17 protein-coding genes are annotated in these 14705 nt (G+C 75.0%); 8 read left to right on the top strand and 9 right to left on the bottom strand.

Annotated elements, in window-relative coordinates; genetic code table 11:
- Positions 1–41: 41 nt before the first annotated feature.
- Entirely contained in the window at positions 42–290 is a 249-nt protein-coding gene (locus ACFQ8C_RS03185; RefSeq protein ID WP_383451733.1) for a type B 50S ribosomal protein L31, read from the top strand.
- A gap of 88 nt (positions 291–378) precedes the next feature.
- Here ACFQ8C_RS03185 and ACFQ8C_RS03180 read toward each other — a convergent pair whose 3' ends face one another.
- The 4 genes from ACFQ8C_RS03180 to ACFQ8C_RS03165 form a co-directional block, all read right to left on the bottom strand.
- Positions 379–876 carry a peptidylprolyl isomerase gene (locus ACFQ8C_RS03180; protein WP_383451732.1) on the bottom strand — a complete coding sequence of 166 codons (498 nt, stop codon included), beginning with the start codon at positions 874–876 and terminating at the stop codon, positions 379–381.
- A gap of 122 nt (positions 877–998) precedes the next feature.
- Positions 999–1211, bottom strand: coding sequence for a hypothetical protein (locus ACFQ8C_RS03175; RefSeq protein WP_383451730.1), 213 nt, complete (start codon positions 1209–1211; stop codon positions 999–1001).
- 312 nt (positions 1212–1523) lie between these two features.
- Complete coding sequence (locus ACFQ8C_RS03170; RefSeq protein WP_383451728.1) at positions 1524–2258, bottom strand: response regulator; 735 nt, start codon at positions 2256–2258, stop codon at positions 1524–1526.
- On the bottom strand, positions 2255–3562 hold the full coding sequence (locus ACFQ8C_RS03165; RefSeq protein WP_383451726.1) for a histidine kinase: 1308 nt from the start codon (positions 3560–3562) through the stop codon (positions 2255–2257). Before ACFQ8C_RS03165 ends, ACFQ8C_RS03170 begins: the two co-directional genes overlap by 4 nt.
- Positions 3563–3694: 132 nt before the next feature.
- Here ACFQ8C_RS03165 and ACFQ8C_RS03160 point away from each other — a divergent pair, with 132 nt between their 5' ends.
- Both ACFQ8C_RS03160 and ACFQ8C_RS03155 read left to right on the top strand, forming a co-directional pair.
- Positions 3695–4603 carry an ABC transporter ATP-binding protein gene (locus ACFQ8C_RS03160; RefSeq protein ID WP_383451724.1) on the top strand — a complete coding sequence of 303 codons (909 nt, stop codon included), beginning with the start codon at positions 3695–3697 and terminating at the stop codon, positions 4601–4603.
- Positions 4600–5427, top strand: coding sequence for an ABC transporter permease (locus ACFQ8C_RS03155; RefSeq protein ID WP_383451723.1), 828 nt, complete (start codon positions 4600–4602; stop codon positions 5425–5427). Before ACFQ8C_RS03160 ends, ACFQ8C_RS03155 begins: the two co-directional genes overlap by 4 nt.
- 21 nt (positions 5428–5448) lie before the next feature.
- On the opposite strand, the gene ACFQ8C_RS03150 is transcribed toward ACFQ8C_RS03155, so the two are convergent.
- Both ACFQ8C_RS03150 and ACFQ8C_RS03145 read right to left on the bottom strand, forming a co-directional pair.
- Positions 5449–6312, bottom strand: coding sequence for a YhjD/YihY/BrkB family envelope integrity protein (locus tag ACFQ8C_RS03150; RefSeq protein ID WP_383451721.1), 864 nt, complete (start codon positions 6310–6312; stop codon positions 5449–5451).
- A 70-nt stretch (positions 6313–6382) separates the two neighbouring features.
- Positions 6383–6853: a winged helix-turn-helix transcriptional regulator gene (locus ACFQ8C_RS03145; protein WP_383451719.1), complete on the bottom strand. Its 471-nt coding sequence runs from the start codon at positions 6851–6853 to the stop codon at positions 6383–6385.
- Between the two features lie 115 nt (positions 6854–6968).
- Between ACFQ8C_RS03145 and ACFQ8C_RS03140 the strand changes: the two genes are divergently transcribed.
- Positions 6969–7487, top strand: coding sequence for a PaaI family thioesterase (locus ACFQ8C_RS03140; protein WP_383451717.1), 519 nt, complete (start codon positions 6969–6971; stop codon positions 7485–7487).
- A gap of 22 nt (positions 7488–7509) precedes the next feature.
- Here ACFQ8C_RS03140 and ACFQ8C_RS03135 read toward each other — a convergent pair whose 3' ends face one another.
- A complete protein-coding gene (locus tag ACFQ8C_RS03135; protein WP_383451715.1) occupies positions 7510–7875 on the bottom strand; it encodes a luciferase family protein in 366 nt (121 codons plus the stop codon).
- A gap of 280 nt (positions 7876–8155) precedes the next feature.
- On the opposite strand from ACFQ8C_RS03135, the gene ACFQ8C_RS03130 reads away from it, so the two are divergent.
- The 4 genes from ACFQ8C_RS03130 (at position 8156) to ACFQ8C_RS03115 (ending at position 11339) form a co-directional block, all read left to right on the top strand.
- Complete coding sequence (locus ACFQ8C_RS03130) at positions 8156–9025, top strand: AAA family ATPase (RefSeq protein ID WP_383451713.1); 870 nt, start codon at positions 8156–8158, stop codon at positions 9023–9025.
- Positions 9022–10431, top strand: coding sequence for a VWA domain-containing protein (locus ACFQ8C_RS03125; RefSeq protein WP_383451712.1), 1410 nt, complete (start codon positions 9022–9024; stop codon positions 10429–10431). The genes ACFQ8C_RS03130 and ACFQ8C_RS03125 overlap by 4 nt, the downstream gene beginning before the upstream one ends.
- Positions 10432–10612: 181 nt before the next feature.
- Positions 10613–10741 (top strand): hypothetical protein, encoded by a 129-nt coding sequence (locus ACFQ8C_RS03120; protein WP_383451710.1) that lies wholly within the window; start codon positions 10613–10615, stop codon positions 10739–10741.
- A gap of 10 nt (positions 10742–10751) precedes the next feature.
- The gene (locus ACFQ8C_RS03115; RefSeq protein ID WP_383451708.1) at positions 10752–11339 is read left to right on the top strand and encodes a nucleosidase; all 588 of its coding nucleotides are present in this window, start codon (positions 10752–10754) and stop codon (positions 11337–11339) included.
- A gap of 67 nt (positions 11340–11406) precedes the next feature.
- Here the strand turns inward: ACFQ8C_RS03115 and ACFQ8C_RS03110 are convergent, their stop codons facing one another.
- Both ACFQ8C_RS03110 and ACFQ8C_RS03105 read right to left on the bottom strand, forming a co-directional pair.
- Complete coding sequence (locus ACFQ8C_RS03110; RefSeq protein ID WP_383451706.1) at positions 11407–12594, bottom strand: alpha/beta hydrolase family protein; 1188 nt, start codon at positions 12592–12594, stop codon at positions 11407–11409.
- Between the two features lie 61 nt (positions 12595–12655).
- Positions 12656–14545 (bottom strand): CocE/NonD family hydrolase C-terminal non-catalytic domain-containing protein, encoded by a 1890-nt coding sequence (locus tag ACFQ8C_RS03105; protein ID WP_383451704.1) that lies wholly within the window; start codon positions 14543–14545, stop codon positions 12656–12658.
- Positions 14546–14705: the final 160 nt, after the last annotated feature.

Raw genomic sequence — 14705 nt, 5'->3', positions numbered from 1 at the left:
CGGGGTGGCCGCGTGGCGGCCGCCCGAGGCGAGGAGGTCCCGTGCAGCAGGACAAGCAGCCCGACTACCGGCCCGTGGTCTTCCGCGACCGCTCGGCGGGGTACGCGTTCCTGACCCGGTCGACCGCGACGAGCGAGCGGACCATCGAGTGGGACGACGGCAACACCTATCCGGTGATCGACGTCGAGATCTCCTCGGAGAGCCACCCGTTCTTCACGGGCAAGGCGCGGACGGTCGACACGGAGGGCCGGGTCGCCAGGTTCGAGCGCCGGTACGGCGAGAGCGACTGAGGCTTCCGGAGGACGGGGCGGGTGGGAGGGGCGTCCGGTGGACGCCGTCCCGCCCGCCCCGTTCGCCGAGCATCCGGGCGGGGGCGGGTCAGCCCTCGACGATGCCGGACTTGCCGATCTTGATGACGCTCTTGGTGGCGCCGGAGGAGGAGCCCAGGGCCTCGACCTTCTTGACGATGTCCTGGCCCTCGACGACCTCGCCGAAGACGACGTGCTTGCCGTCGAGCCAGTCGGTGATGATCGTGGTGATGAAGAACTGCGAACCGTTGGTGTTGCGGCCCGCGTTCGCCATCGAGAGCAGGAACGGGCGGTCGTGCTTCAGCTTGAAGTTCTCGTCCTCGAACTTCTCGCCGTAGATGCTCTTGCCGCCGGTGCCGTTGCCCCGGGTGAAGTCACCGCCCTGGAGCATGAAGGCGGGGATGACGCGGTGGAAGGGGGAGCCCTCGTAGCCGAAGCCGTGCTGGCCGGTGGCGAGCTCGCGGAAGTTCTGCGCCGTCTTCGGGACGACGTCGTCGAACAGCTTGAAGACGATCCGGCCGGCCGGCTCGTCGTTGATGGTGATGTCGAAGAAAACGTTGTTGCTCATGGGGACATCCTGTCATTACCCGCGCACCGCGCGCGCACGGGCCGCCGTCCGGCGGGTCACGGCGTGCCGGTGCCCCGCGCCGACAGGAACGCGGGGCACCGGGGGCGGTGGGGGGCGAAGCGTCAGCCGAGGCCCTGCCCGGAGCTTTCCGCGACGGTGCTCCCCACGGTCGTGACGGTCTCGTGGAGGGTCGTCGCGGCGCCGTCCTCCTGGAGGAGTCCCGTGGCGCCGCCGAGCGGGCTCTCCGCGGCGCTGGCCTGCGGCGGCGGGGTGACGAGGGCGGTGACGACGCCTGCGGCGAGGGAGGCGATGGCGAGCATGCTGCGCTTCTTCATGCCCTGGTCAACTACTGGGGCGGAAAAGGGTTACGGGTCCCCGCCCCGCCGCCCGCCTTCCGCCGGGACCGGACCGCGCCGGTGTCGGCCACCGGCCCGGACGCCCTCCGGGCAGACGACGCCCCCCGTCCCGCGGGCCCGGTCGACGGCGGCCGGACGGGCGGACTCCCCGGAGCGCGTCTCCCGCCGCCACTCGTCGACGGTGCGCGGCGCGCACCTCCGGGTCGAGGACGGTCGGGCCGACCTGTTCATCCGTCAACTCGCCCCCGTCCGAGCGGTCCGCCGCGCGCGGGCCGACCGGTCCGGGGGCCGTCACCGGGGCGTGTGATCGGCGCCGGTGGAGACGAGTCCGGCCTCGTAGGCGAGGATGACGAGGTGGACCCGGTCGCGGGCGACGAGCTTGGCGAGGAGCCGGGTGACGTAGGTCTTGACGGTGGCGAGCGTGATGTGGAGCTCGTCGGCGATCTCGGTGTTGGACAGTCCCCGGCCGACCAGGGTGAGGACCTCCTGTTCCCGCTCGGTGATGCGCTCGGCGACGTGGCGGGCGGCGGGCGACGGGCCGTCCGCGGGGGTGCCCCGTCCGTCCCGGGGGCGTCGGGTGAACTCCTTGATGAGACGCCCGGTGACGCCGGGGGCGATGAGGGCGTCTCCGGAGGCGACGACGCGGACGGCGGCGAGGATGTCGTCCATCGCCATGTCCTTGACGAGGAATCCGGACGCGCCGGCGTGCAGCGCGCCGTAGACGTGGTCGTCGTCGTCGAAGGTCGTCAGGACGACGACGCGGGCACCGGACCGGCCGGCGGTGATCCTCCGGGTCGCCTCGATGCCGTCCGTACCCGGCATGCGCAGGTCCATCACGACGACGTCGGCGCCGGTCTCCTCGACGAGCCGGACGGCCTCGGCGCCGTCGGACGCCTCGCCGGCGACGACCAGGTCCTCGGTCTCGGCGATGACCATCCGCAGGGCGGTGCGCACCAGCGGCTGGTCGTCGGCGAGGACGACCCGCACCGGGCGCGGGGCGGGGGCGGGGGCGGTGGTGTCGCTCATGCGGGGGCGGCTCCTGGTGGGAGGGGCAGGTGGGCGGTGACGCGGAAGCCGCCGTCGGGGCGGGGGCCCGCGGTGAACTCCCCGTGCAGCAGTCCGACGCGCTCGCGCATGCCGACGAGGCCGTATCCGGAGCCTCCGCCGACCCGCTCGCGCCGGCGGTCCTGGGCGGGCCCGGGGTCCTCGACGGTGAGGGCGAGGACCGCGGGGTCGCGGTGGTCGACGGTGACCGTGCAGCTGCCGGCGCCGGAGTGGCGGACGACGTTGGTGACGGATTCCTGGAGGACGCGGAAGGCGGAGAGGTCGATCTCGGGCGGGAGGGGGCGCGGGGCGCCGACGCGGCGGACGGTGACCCGCACTCCGGCGGCGCCGGTGGTCTCGGCGAGCCGGTCGAGCGCGGCGAGCCCCGGCAGGTCGGGGAGCGCGGGCTCGGCGGGGGCGCCGGACGACGGATCGGCGGGGCCGACAGGTGCGGCAGGACCGCTTGGCACGCCTGGTGCGACGGGCCCCTCGGGTGCGTCGAGGGCGTCGGCGGTGCGGAGGGCGCCGAGCATGCGGCGGAGGCCGGCGAGGGTCTCGCGGCTGGCGGCCTCGATCTCGTCGAGGGCGGCGCGGGCCAGCTCGGGGCGCTTGTCGATGACGAGGCGGGCGGCTCCGGCCTGGAGGGCCACGATGCCGATGCTGTGGGCGACGGTGTCGTGCATCTCCCGGGCGATCCGGAGCCGCTCGGCGGTGACGGCCTGTTCGGCGGCGCGGGCGCGGGTCTCCTCGGCGTGGAGGCGGTTCTGGCGCGCGGAGCGGCCGAGGAGCCAGACGGCGCTCGCGGTGGAGGACACGGCGAGGGCCGTGGTGGTGCCCGCGGTCCAGCCGGCGAGGAGCCGGACGGCGAGGTGGGCGAGGACGACGCCGACCGCGAGGAGGACGGCGCGCTCGGACTCCCTCGTCGGCCGGTGGGCGGCGATCGCGTAGAGGGCGACGTCGACGGCGAGGTACTGGGCGAACGGTATGGCGGTGACGCTCAGCGGCGTGGAGCAGAGGACCGCGGCGGCGAGGAGGTGGCCGAGGGCCGCGGTGGGACGGCGGTCGAGAAGCACGCTGCCGCGCAGGGCCAGCGCGGTGGCGAGGCCGAGCATGGTGAGCCCGTCCCAGCGGAGGAAGACGACGCCGGCGAGGACGTCGGCCTCCTCCTGGCCGGGCAGGCGCAGCCGCAGGAGCACGGTGAAGAGGAGCCCGGCGAGCCAGGCGAGCGCGGCCCATTGGCCGGGCGTGACCCGTGTGCGAAGGCGGGTCGGCGAAGTCGCTGACATCCGGTGATCGTAGATCGTCGTCCGCTCCGGGTCGTCAACCCCTGGTCGTACGACCGGGGATGACCGGCGGTCGTGTGACTGTCCGTCCTGGTCCGATGCCCGGGGGCGGGTCCGGAGGGCACCGTGGTGGACATGATCGAAGTAAGGGAACTCACGAAGCGCTACGGCGCCACCACCGCGGTCGACCGGCTGACGTTCACCGTGCGGCCGGGCCGGGTGACCGGTTTCCTCGGGCCCAACGGCGCGGGGAAGAGCACCACGTTGCGGATGGTCCTGGGACTGCACGCGCCGACGAGCGGCGCGGTGACGGTCGGAGGCCGGCGGTTCGCGGACCGGCCGCGAGGACTGCGGCACGTGGGCGCGCTCCTCGACGCCTCGGACGTGCACGGCGGGCGTACCGCGCGGGCGCACCTCGGGATCCTCGCGCGGAGCAACCGGATACCGGCGGCCCGGGTCGACGCGGTGCTGGCGGAGGTCGGTCTCGCCGCCGCCGCGCGGCGGCGGATCGGCGGCTTCTCGCTGGGGATGCGCCAGCGGCTGGGGATCGCGGGCGCCTTGCTGGGCGATCCGCCGGTGCTGCTCTTCGACGAGCCGCTGAACGGGCTGGACCCGGAGGGGGTGCGCTGGGTGCGGGGGCTGTTCCGGCGGCTCGCGGAGGAGGGGCGGACGGTGTTCGTCTCCAGCCATCTGATGAGCGAGATGGAGCACACGGCCGATGACCTGGTGGTGGTCGGCCGGGGCCGGCTGATCGCCGAGCAGAGCCTGGCGGAGTTCGCGGCGCGCGGGGCGCGGCCGAGCGTGGCGGTGGGGACACCGGCCCCCGGGACGCTGACGCCGCTGCTGCTGGCCGCGGGCGCGGAGGTGGTGGCGGAGGAGGGCCGGCTGACGGTGACGGGGTTGAGCGCGGCCCGGGTCGGCGAGCTGGCGGCGGAGCACCGGGTGGTGCTGGACCAGTTGACGACCCGCGGGACCTCCCTGGAGGAGGCGTTCATGGAGCTGACGGCGGAGAGCGCCGACTACACGGCAGGGGGTGCCCGATGACGACGACGATCGCTTCCGTGGTGGAGCCGAGGGCGAGGTTCCGCGATCTGGTGGCCTCGGAGTGGCTGAAGTTGTGGTCGCTGCGTTCGACGGGCTGGTCGCTGCTGCTGGGCGCGCTGGCGGTGGTGGCGTTCAACGTGGGGGCGGCCTGGGACCACTACCGGTACTGGTTCGCCTACGACGAGGCGTCGCGGGTGGCCTTCGTGGCGGACGGGCTGGCGCTGGGGGACGCGTTCACGGGGAACGCGGCGACGGTGCTGGTGCTGTGCTCGGCGGCGATGGGCGCGGTGGCGGTGGTCGGCGAGTACGGCAGCGGGCAGGTGCGGACGACGTTCGCGGCGGTGCCGGCGCGGGGGGCGCTGGTCTCGGCGAGGGCGCTGGTGCTGGCCGGGGTGCAGACCGGGTTCGGCGCGGTGGTGGCGGGCGGGTCGTTCTGGGCCTCGCAGGCGGTGCTGTCGCTGCGCGGTGTCGGGGTGTCGCCGGGGCATCCGGGCGCGGTGCGGCTGGTGGTGGCGTCGGCGCTGCTCGCTCCGGTGTGCGCGCTGGCCGGGATGGCGCTGGGGGCGGTGCTGCGGCGCGGCGCGGCGGCCGTGGTCGGCGCCGTGGTGCTGCTCCTGCTGCTGCCGATGGTGCTGAGCGAGGAGCGCCGGCTGACGGCGGTGCTCGCGCACACGGCTCCGTTCCGGGCGTGGCACCGGCTGGCCGGGGAGGGTGTGGCGGGGCCGTTCCCGTGGTCGACGGGCGGGGCGTGGTCGGTGTACGGCGCCTGGGCCGTGGTGGCGGTGCTGGTGACGGTGGTGGCGGTGCGCCGGCGGGACCAGTGAGCCGGGACGGCGGGCGCCGGGTCAGCGGGGGTCCGGCGGGGTGAGGCGCCGGCGGACGCGGCTCTCGTGGACGAGGCGGCCGACGAGGGCGCCGCCGTAGACGACGAAGCCGACGCCGACGAGCCAGGACTGGAGGACGAGGACGGTGCCGAACTGCCCGTAGGTGACGGCGTTGGAGGCGATCAGCGGGGAGAAGACCAGCTGGGAGAAGACCCGCAGCCCGAGGAGGCCGAAGGCGGTGAGCACGGCGCCGGGCAGCAGCGCCCGCCAGCGGAGCCGGCCGCACAGGAGGAAGCGCTGGGACCACCAGAAGAAGAGGAAGGTGCCGAGGAGGTCGCCGGTGGCGACGAGGACGGTGACGCCGGCGGGGGCGTTCTCGGGGGCGGGGAAGGCGACGAAGAGGAGGAGGGCGGCGATGAGGACGGCGAGCCAGACGACGTGGCGCCACATGGTGTGCCAGCGGGCGGTGGGGAGGTCCCAGACGCGTTCGTATCCGGTCTGGACGGCGGAGCCGAAGGTGACGCCGAAGGCGGCGAGGGCGGCGAGGCCGAAGGCGGTGGTGCGCTGGAGTGCCTGACCGGGCTGGCCGAAGAGCTCCTCGACCTCTTCCTCGGAGACCTCCGTGACGCCGAGGCCCTGGATGAGCCAGCGTGCGAAGCCCTGGCCGCGGGCAAGGTCGGCGGCGGCCACGACGATGAGGAGGGGCACGAGGGTGAGGAGGCTGAGGGCGGCGAACCCCATGGCCCGGTGCATGAGTTCCATGGCGCGGCCCCGGTTCCACACGACGCCCGCGGACGAGTCGAGCAGGCGGGCGTGCAACCGCTGGAACCAGCGGGCGTGTTCGGGCGGCGGCGGGTCGCTCGGCGTACCGGGGAGGGGGGGCATGTCAGGTCCGGTACCCGCCCGAGGGCCGGGTCCCGCAGCGATGCGGCCGAACGGGTGGGTGTGGGGCCGGTCAGGGGAGCGGGCGGGCGCCGGGGCCGGGGGTGACGGTGACGTCCCGGACGGTGAGGACCTCGGCGTCGTCGCCGGCGCACTGGACGACGACCCGGACGGGGGCGCCGCAGGCGCTGTGGCGGATGTCCAGGGCGGGCCCCTCGGGGTCGCCGGTGTGGGTGTCGCCCCACTGTTTGAGGGCGAGCATGACGGGCCAGAGGTCGATGCCCTTGGGGGTGAGCCGGTACTCGTTGCGGGTGCGGGTGCCGGGTTCCCGGTAGGGGACGGCGCGGAGGACTCCGGCTGCGACGAGTTTGCGGAGGCGGTCGGCGAGGACGGCCTCGGAGAGTCCGATGTGGCGGCGGAAGTCGTCGTACCGGCGGACGCCGTTGAAGGCGTCGCGCAGGATGAGCAGGCTCCACTTCTCGCCCACGAGGTCCAGGGTGCGGCGGACCGAGCAGTTCTCGGTGTCCGTCTCCAGCCACTTCATCGTCACACTGTAGCCACCTGGCTCTGTCGTTGACAGTCAGCCGACGCGGAGGCTAGCTTCGCGGTACAGAGTCAGCCGTCGCCACGGCGGCGGGGAACGACGGAGTGGAGTGGTCATGGGGCGGTCACGGACGGTCGAGTGGGAGGACGCCGGGGCCACGGCACGGGCGGCGGCGTCCATGGCCGGGCTCGACTTCCTGCGCGAGATGATCGCGGGCCGGCTGCCGGGCCCGCCGATCGCGGCGCTGCTCGGGTTCTCCCTGGAGGAGGCCGAGCACGGGCGGGCGGTCTTCGCCCTGGAGCCCGGCGAGGAGCACTACAACCCGATCGGCAGCGTGCACGGCGGGGTCTACGCCACGCTCCTCGACTCGGCGGCGGGCTGCGCGGTGCACACCACGCTGCCGCGGGGCACCGCGTACACCTCGCTCGACCTGCAGACCCGCTTCCTGCGGCCGATCACGATGGACACGGGCAAGGTGCGCGCCATCGGCACGGTCCTCTCGCAGGGGCGGCGCACCGCGCTCGCGGAGGCCGGGCTGTACGACGAGGAGGACCGGCTCCTCGCACACGCCACCAGCACCTGCATGCTCTTCCCGGTTCCCGGCCGGGAAGAGGGCGACGGCGCCCGCGCCTGACGCCCGGCGCGCGCCCGTCCGGTCAGCGCAGGACGAGGGCCGGGCGGGCGCGGGTACAGCGGTCGGGGGCCACGTCGGGAGCCGCGCTGGCCTGGAGGGCGGCGCTGACCAGGGTGGCCAGCAGGTCGATGTCGGAGCCGGCGTCGAGCCTCACCGTCACCCAGCCCGAACCGGCCCGGAGCCGTACCGCGGTGGAGTTCAGGAGGGCGGGGCGCAGCCTGGCGACCATCGCGCGGGTGAGATGGACGTCGGCCTCGTGCTCGCCGTGGAAGTGGACGATCTCCTCCGTCGCCGTCCCGAGACCGAGTTCCGCACCGCAGTGCGCACGGCCACGGGTCAGCGAGGGCCAGCTCATCAGACGTTCACTGGCATGCCTGGCCGTGTTCATACGAGGAGCGTGCCGGGCTCCGGGGCGCGGCACAAGCGTCCTGGCGAAAGAATCGCGTCGAGGCCGAAAACCGTCGCCCAGGGAGGGCGGAGTGACGTTTCGTCACCACGATGGGTGGGGCCCGGGAAGCGCTACGTCACCGGGGCCGGGGCCGCGTTCCGCGCGTGGCGCGCGCCGGCGGGAACGGTCGCGGGAACGCTTGTGCGGAGGGGCGCGATCTGATCGAGTGGAACCAGAAGCTACCGACCAGTAAGAAACATCGCTCCCCGGGGGGACAGTCATGACGAACGGGTTCTTCGACTCCGTCGACGACGTCGCGGAGCGGCTCGCGGCCACCGGGTACCTGGCCTCCCCCGCCATCGCCACGACGGTCTTCCTGGCCGACCGGCTGGGCAAGCCCCTCCTGGTCGAGGGCCCCGCGGGCGTCGGCAAGACCCAGCTGGCCAAGGCCGTCACCGAGGCGACCGGCGCCCGGCTCGTACGGCTCCAGTGCTACGAGGGCGTCGACGAGGCCCGGGCCCTCTACGAGTGGAACCACGCCAAACAGCTGCTGCGGATCACGGCGGGACGGGGCGAGTCCTGGGACGAGGCCCGCACCGACATCTTCAGCGAGGAGTTCCTGCTCCCCCGGCCGCTGCTGACCGCGATCCGCTCCGAGGAGCCGACCGTGCTGCTGGTGGACGAGACCGACAAGGCCGACGTCGAGGTCGAGGGCCTGCTCCTGGAGGTCCTCGGGGACTTCCAGGTCACCGTGCCCGAACTGGGCACGATCACCGCCGTCCGGCGCCCCTTCACCGTCCTCACCTCCAACGCCGGCCGCGAACTGTCCGAGGCCCTGCGCCGGCGCTGCCTCTTCCTGCACATCGGCTTTCCCGAGGAGGAGCTGGAACGCCGGATCGTCGCGCTCAAGGTGCCCGGCCTCGACGCGGCCCTCACGGCCTCGGTCGTCCGGGTCGCGGGGGCGCTGCGCGCGATGGACCTGCGCAAGGTGCCGTCCGTCTCGGAGACGATCGACTGGGCGCGGACGCTCCTCGCCCTCGGCGCGGACCGGCTGGACGAGCGGGTGGTCCGGGAGACCCTGGGCGTCCTGCTCAAGCACCAGGACGACATCGTGAGGGCCGGGGCCGAGCTCGACCTGGAAGCGGTGTGAGCGGCGGCGGGCCGGTCGCCGGCGCCGCCCCGGCGACCGCCGAAGGACCCGTGGCGCGGCTCACCGGGCTCGTGGCGGCACTGCGCGAGCACGGTTTCGGCATCGGCACCGGCGAGACGGTCGACGCCGGACTGGCGCTCGAAGCGGTCGGGTTCGCCGACCGGGAGCGGACGCGGGCGGCGCTCGCCGCGACCCTGCTGCACGGGGAGCGGCAGCGCCCCGTCTTCGACCGGGTCTTCGACCTGTACTTCCCGGCGCTGGTCACCGCCCCCGGGCGGCCCGGGGAGGAGGCCGGGGACGCCGCCGACCTCGCCGCGCTGCGCGCGCGGATCGCGGAGGCGCTCGCCGCCGGCGACTCCGCGCTCCTGGACCGGCTCGCCGCCGAGGCGGTGGCCGGTTTCGGCGGATACGGCTCCGGCCCCGGGTCCGACGGCTGGTCCTCGCACCAGACGCTCTCCCGGCTCCGCCCCGAGACCCTCCTGGCCCGGGTGCGGGCCGCGCGCACGGCCGCCGGCCAGGAGACCGGCTTCACCGGCCGGCTGCTCGACGACGAGATCCGGCGGGCGATCGAGGGCTTCCGCGAACGGGTGCGGACCGAGGCGCGGCGGCGGGTCGCCGAGCGGCGGGGCCGCGACGAGGTGGCCCGGCGGGCGGTCGCCGTGACGGCGGACCGGGTGGACTTCCTGCTCGCCGGACGGGAGCAGCTGGACGAACTGCGCCGGACGGTACGCCCGCTGGCGCGGAAACTGGCGACCCGGCTCGCGGCCCGGCGGCGGCGCGCCTCGCGCGGCGAGATCGATCTGCGCCGGACCCTGCGGGGTTCGCTGTCGACCGGTGGCGTGCCGGTGCGTCCGGTGCTGCGCCGACGCCGTCCCGGCCGGCCCGAGCTGGTGCTGCTGTGTGACGTGTCCGGGTCGGTGGCCGGCTTCGCCCAGTTCACGATGGTGCTGGTGCAGGCCCTGCACGACCGGTTCAGCCGGGTGCGGGTCTTCGCCTTCGTCAACCGGGTCGACGAGGTCACCGGCCTCCTGGCCCGCGGCACGGCGGACCCCTCGGGGCTCGGCGAGCGGATCCTCGCGGAGGCCCGGCTGACCGGCTGGCACGGGCAGAGCGACTACGGGACGGCGCTCGACGGGTTCGTCGAGCGGTACGCGGACGCCGTCGGCCCGCGCACGGTCGTCTTCGTCCTCGGGGACGCCCGCACCAACAACGCCGATCCCCGTCCGGAGTCCCTGCGGCTCATCGCGGAGCGGGCCCGCCGGGTCCACTGGCTCAACCCCGAGCAGCCGGCGCTGTGGGGCACCGGCGACTCGGTGGCCCCGCTCTACGCGGAGCTGGTGGACATGCGTCCGTGCCGCAACGCCCGTCAGCTCGGCGAACTGATCGGCCGGCTGCTCCCCGTCTGAACCGCGGCGAGGGCGGAGCCCCGGCCCGGGCGCCCTCCTTCCCGGCCCGGGGGCCGGGGCTCCTTCCCGGCGCGGGAGGCCGTGCTTCCCTCCCGGCGCGGGAGGCCGTGCTTCCCTCCCGGCGCGGGAGGCCGTGCTTCCCTCCCGGCGCGGGGCCACCCGCCCGTGGCACGACCGGGCCATGACCTCCACCGGATCCGACCGTCCCGCGACCGGCTTCCCGCGCGGCGTCGGCGCGCCCGCGACCCGCGCCCTCGTCGCCGCCGGCCACACCCGGCTCGGCTGTACGGCCCCGGGGCGGGCGAATTAGCGTGGGGCCCATGGAACTCCTGGGAGACATCACCCCCGACCGCCCGCTGCTCGTCCTCGCCGTCAAGGAGGAGGCGCAGTTCCTGGACACGGCCCTGCCCGTGCTCCTCACCGGCATGGGCAAGGTGAACGCGGCGACCGCGCTCGCCACCGCTCTCGCCCGGGGCCCGCGCCCCTCGGGCATCGTCAACCTCGGCACCGCCGGGGCACTGCGCACCGGCTGGACGGGCACGCACGTCGTCGGCACGGTCGTCCAGCACGACCTGGACGGCGAACTCCTCGCGACCCTGACCGGCGAGACGTACGGGGCGCCGATCGCCCTCCCCGACGGCGGTGACGTGGTGCTCGCCACCGGGGACGCGTTCATCTCCGACGAGTCCGCCCGCGCCCGGCTGGCCGAGCGGGCGCCGCTGGTCGACATGGAGGGGTACGCCCTGGCCGCCGCCGCGGAGCTCGCGGGGGTGCCGCTGCGGATCGTGAAGCACGTCAGCGACGAGGCCGGCGACGGCGCCGACCGCACCTGGCGCGAGTCGGTCGCCGCCTGCTCCCGCGAGCTGGCCGACTGGGCGGCGGCCCACGTCCCGGCGTACCGCCTCTGACCCTCCCGCGCCCCGCCGCCCGGTCCGCGCGTCGGGAAGCGGGGAGGCCCGCCGCCCGGTCCGCGCGTCAGGGAGTGTGGAAGTGGGCCTCCGGACGGTCCTGGGTCGGGCCGGCGAGCGGGCCGTCCGGGGCTCCGCGCAGATGGCGGTCGAAGAAGGCGGCCACATAGGCGCGGGTGAGGAGGACGGCGCGCTCGGGTGCCAGTTCCGGGTGGGGCAGGCCGAAGTGACGCTCGACCAGGGGGAAGTCCGAGAAGGTCGAGTGCCCGGATCCGGCGATCGTGACCCACCGCCTCCACCCGTCGAGCCCCGGCCAGATCCGGTCCCACGTGGTGTCGAGGCCGCCCGGCAGATGGGTCTCGTCGTGGGTGCCCAGCATCAGGAACGGACGGCCGCGCAGCCCCTCGGCGGGCAGGTCCTCCCAGAAGGCCCCGTCCATGTTCACGCCCGCGTCGACCCGGCGGTCGGCGACCATCGTGGTGGCGGCGCTCGCGCCGCCGATGGAGTGGCCGGCCATCCCGATCCTGCGGGCGTCGATCACGCGCGCGTGCCGCCACGCGGGCGCGGGTCCGGTGAGCCGGTCCAGGACGAACCGCATGTCGGCGGCCCGGGTCAAGGTCACCACGCTGCCGGGGACGCCCTCTTCGTCGAGGGCGGCGCAGGCGGCGCAGCCCAGCGTCTCGCCGCCGGGGAGCGTGATGCCGTACGACTCGTAGGCGTGGTCGACGGAGGCGACGACGTAGCCGCGCGAGGCGAGGTCCTCGGCGAGGTGGGTGAGGGTCCAGCGGGAGACCGAGAAGCCCGGCGAGAGCAGGACCAGCGGGCGGCGTCCGGGCGCCGGGCGGACGTCCCTCCCGCTGTGGGTCCGGGTGGCGGCCAGGACGTCCGCCGGCAGCGCGGTGCCCGCGCCCAGGCCCTCGGCGAGGCGGCGCGTCTCCTCGCGGGTCGCGTACGGGGCCCGGGGCCCGCCGGGGCGTGCGGCCGGGTAGTGGAGGGTGACCATCAGCCGCCGGCCGTCGGCCGTCGGCACCCAGGGGTCGGTACGGGAGCGGTCGACGAGCGGCAGGACGGTGCTGCCCACGGGGTGCGGTCCGCTCGGCGCCGGCAGCGCGAGCGGAGCGGAGACGGCGCCGGCCGAGGGACCCGCGTCGGTCCGGGGCGCGGTGGGGGCCGTGGCGGTGGCGGCGGTGCCGGCGGATAACGCCAGGGCACAGGCGAGCACGGCGGCCGCGGCCGCCCGGGTGAGTCGCTTCATGCGGTCACGCTAGAGGCTCTCCCCCGGGCACGGCGTCCCCCCGCGGGCGTATCCCGGCGGCTCAGCCCAGCGGCAGTTCCAGGAAGGAGGCGGCCTCGGGCGGCGAGCCGATCTCGGTCTGCGTCCAGGTGACGGAGGCGTCGCCGTACAGCGGGTCCTTGCTGTCGACGACGAGCATCAGCCGGTGGCCGGCCGGGACGTCGTACGCGGCGGCCTGGAGCCGCCAGGTGACGGTGGTGTCCCGGTCGGCCGTCAGGTCGTAGGCGTTGAGCGGTTCGTGGGTGACGATGCGGGCCGTGCCGTCCTCGGCGACGTCGAAGAGGTGGGCGACGAGGCACGCCGTGGTGACGGTGGAACGGACGGTGAGGCGGAGCCTCGGGACGCCGCGGACGCGCCGGCCGACGGGGCCGCCGTCGGCCGGGACAAGGGGCCCGGTGGTCCAGGCGAGGGCGTGCCGCCGGTCGATCTTGCGGATGTCGTAGGTCCTGGGGTTGCCCTTCCACTCCTCCTGACCGGTCCTCAGCGGCTCGCCCATCGCGGTGGCCTCGGTGTCGACGCCCGCGAGGAAGGTGCGGCGCCACCCGGTGGCGGGCGTTCCCTCCCCGTCCCGCCCGAACGGCACGAGCCCGCCGTCGGTGCCGCCCGCGCCCTCGCCGGTGAGGGCGAGGAGCTCGTAGCCGACGGTGACGTCCCGCCAGGTGGGGCGGGACTCCCGGACGGCGGGTCCGACGATGCGCCGGGCGCCGGTGGGCTGCCCGGTGACCGGGTCGGACACGGGCTCGGTGACGTACGTGAACATGACCTGGGCGCAGACCTCGTCCCACTCCTCCACGCCGTTGCGCTCGCCCTTGAGGTGGTGGTCGAGCCAGGCGTACGCCTCGTCGAGCACCGGGTCGGGGGCGCCGAGCCCGGTGCCGAGGAGGCCGGCGCCCTCGGGGGCGGCGTGGTCGCCGATCCAGAGGTTGAGCCGCTTGGGGACGCGGAGCCGGTCGAAGGTGTCGACGGCCTCGTTGACCGCGAAGAGGCTCTCGTGCCAGGTGTTCGAGTAGAAGGTGGGGGTGCCGTGGTCGTCGGTGAGGTCGGTGTACGTCTCGGGGGAGCGCCGCTCGGCCCAGCGGACGACGGCGTCGAGGTTCCGGTCGCCGAGGAAGTCGTCGAGGATCTTCCGGTTGCCCTCGTCGAACTTCTCCTCCACGGGGCCGCCGGTGAAGCCGATGAGGGCCCGCACGGCGGCGAGGTGGCGGGTCCGGTTCTCGTAGAGGCTGGTGGCGAGGTTGCCCCAGGTGCTGAGGGCGACGACGGCGGCGACGCGTTCGTCGTGGGCGGCGACGAGCTGGCTGATGCCGGAGCCGTAGGACTCGCCCATGAAGCCGGTGACGGCGGGGGCGAAGTGCTCGATGCCGAAGTCGACGAGGGTCGAGCCGTCGGCCACGTCGTGCGGTCCGGCGACGTCGACGTACCCCTCGGAGGTGGTGGGCAGGCCGGGGAGGCCGAGGCCGCGCGGGGTGTAGGCGAGGACGTGGTAGCCGCGCAGGGCGAGGGCGATGTACGCGCCGGGGAAGAGGCCCCAGCCGAAGGGGGTCCAGCCGGACGGGAGGACGACGAGGGGGTGCGGGCCCGGGGCGAGCCGCCGCAGGCTGAAGGCGGAGAGGCGGTGGCCGTCGGTGGTCTCGATGCGGTGGTAGCCGGGCAGGGCCAGGCCCCGCACCCGGGCGACCCGCTCGGCGAGGGCGGCGGGGAGCGTGCCTTCCGGGAGCGCCCCGTCGGCGAGGAGGGCGGTGACGACGGTCTGGCCGAAGCGGACGGCCTCGGGGTGGACGGTGCCGCCGGAGGCCCACAGGCCGTCGGCGGCCAGGCGGTCCGTGTCGGCCTCGGTCAGGGCGGTGCCGATCCCGGGGAATCCCGGGAACTCCTCGGACGGGCCGTCGGTGAGGGGGCTGGACTGGGGCACGTGCACCCGTTCCTCTCGACTGGAGTGCGACTGTCCGTCATGCGGACGCACGCAAGCCTCACGTATCGGGAAGGGAGCGGCCAGAGCGCACGAAGGGCGCATGGATCCGGTAAGGGGTCGGGAACGCCCCAGGCCGCCCCGAACTCGACGTTTGGGGACG

This window comes from Streptomyces sp. NPDC056503 (genome assembly GCF_042794995.1).
In the GTDB taxonomy this organism is placed as follows: domain Bacteria; phylum Actinomycetota; class Actinomycetes; order Streptomycetales; family Streptomycetaceae; genus Streptomyces.
This window is presented reverse-complemented; position numbering and strand designations above follow the sequence as displayed.

What these genes read in the sequence shown, in the direction of transcription:
- ACFQ8C_RS03120 (WP_383451710.1), top strand. Translation starts at nt 10,613, where the DNA reads ATGACCTCCACCGGATCCGACCGTCCCGCGACCGGCTTCCCGCGCGGC.
- ACFQ8C_RS03130 (WP_383451713.1), top strand. Translation starts at nt 8,156, where the DNA reads ATGACGAACGGGTTCTTCGACTCCGTCGACGACGTCGCGGAGCGGCTC.
- ACFQ8C_RS03135 (WP_383451715.1), bottom strand. Translation starts at nt 7,875, where the DNA reads ATGAACACGGCCAGGCATGCCAGTGAACGTCTGATGAGCTGGCCCTCG.
- ACFQ8C_RS03140 (WP_383451717.1), top strand. Translation starts at nt 6,969, where the DNA reads ATGGGGCGGTCACGGACGGTCGAGTGGGAGGACGCCGGGGCCACGGCA.
- ACFQ8C_RS03110 (WP_383451706.1), bottom strand. Translation starts at nt 12,594, where the DNA reads ATGAAGCGACTCACCCGGGCGGCCGCGGCCGCCGTGCTCGCCTGTGCC.
- ACFQ8C_RS03160 (WP_383451724.1), top strand. Translation starts at nt 3,695, where the DNA reads ATGATCGAAGTAAGGGAACTCACGAAGCGCTACGGCGCCACCACCGCG.
- ACFQ8C_RS03145 (WP_383451719.1), bottom strand. Translation starts at nt 6,853, where the DNA reads ATGAAGTGGCTGGAGACGGACACCGAGAACTGCTCGGTCCGCCGCACC.
- ACFQ8C_RS03115 (WP_383451708.1), top strand. Translation starts at nt 10,752, where the DNA reads ATGGAACTCCTGGGAGACATCACCCCCGACCGCCCGCTGCTCGTCCTC.
- ACFQ8C_RS03165 (WP_383451726.1), bottom strand. Translation starts at nt 3,562, where the DNA reads ATGTCAGCGACTTCGCCGACCCGCCTTCGCACACGGGTCACGCCCGGC.
- ACFQ8C_RS03175 (WP_383451730.1), bottom strand. Translation starts at nt 1,211, where the DNA reads ATGAAGAAGCGCAGCATGCTCGCCATCGCCTCCCTCGCCGCAGGCGTC.
- ACFQ8C_RS03155 (WP_383451723.1), top strand. Translation starts at nt 4,600, where the DNA reads ATGACGACGACGATCGCTTCCGTGGTGGAGCCGAGGGCGAGGTTCCGC.
- ACFQ8C_RS03170 (WP_383451728.1), bottom strand. Translation starts at nt 2,258, where the DNA reads ATGAGCGACACCACCGCCCCCGCCCCCGCCCCGCGCCCGGTGCGGGTC.
- ACFQ8C_RS03180 (WP_383451732.1), bottom strand. Translation starts at nt 876, where the DNA reads ATGAGCAACAACGTTTTCTTCGACATCACCATCAACGACGAGCCGGCC.
- ACFQ8C_RS03150 (WP_383451721.1), bottom strand. Translation starts at nt 6,312, where the DNA reads ATGCCCCCCCTCCCCGGTACGCCGAGCGACCCGCCGCCGCCCGAACAC.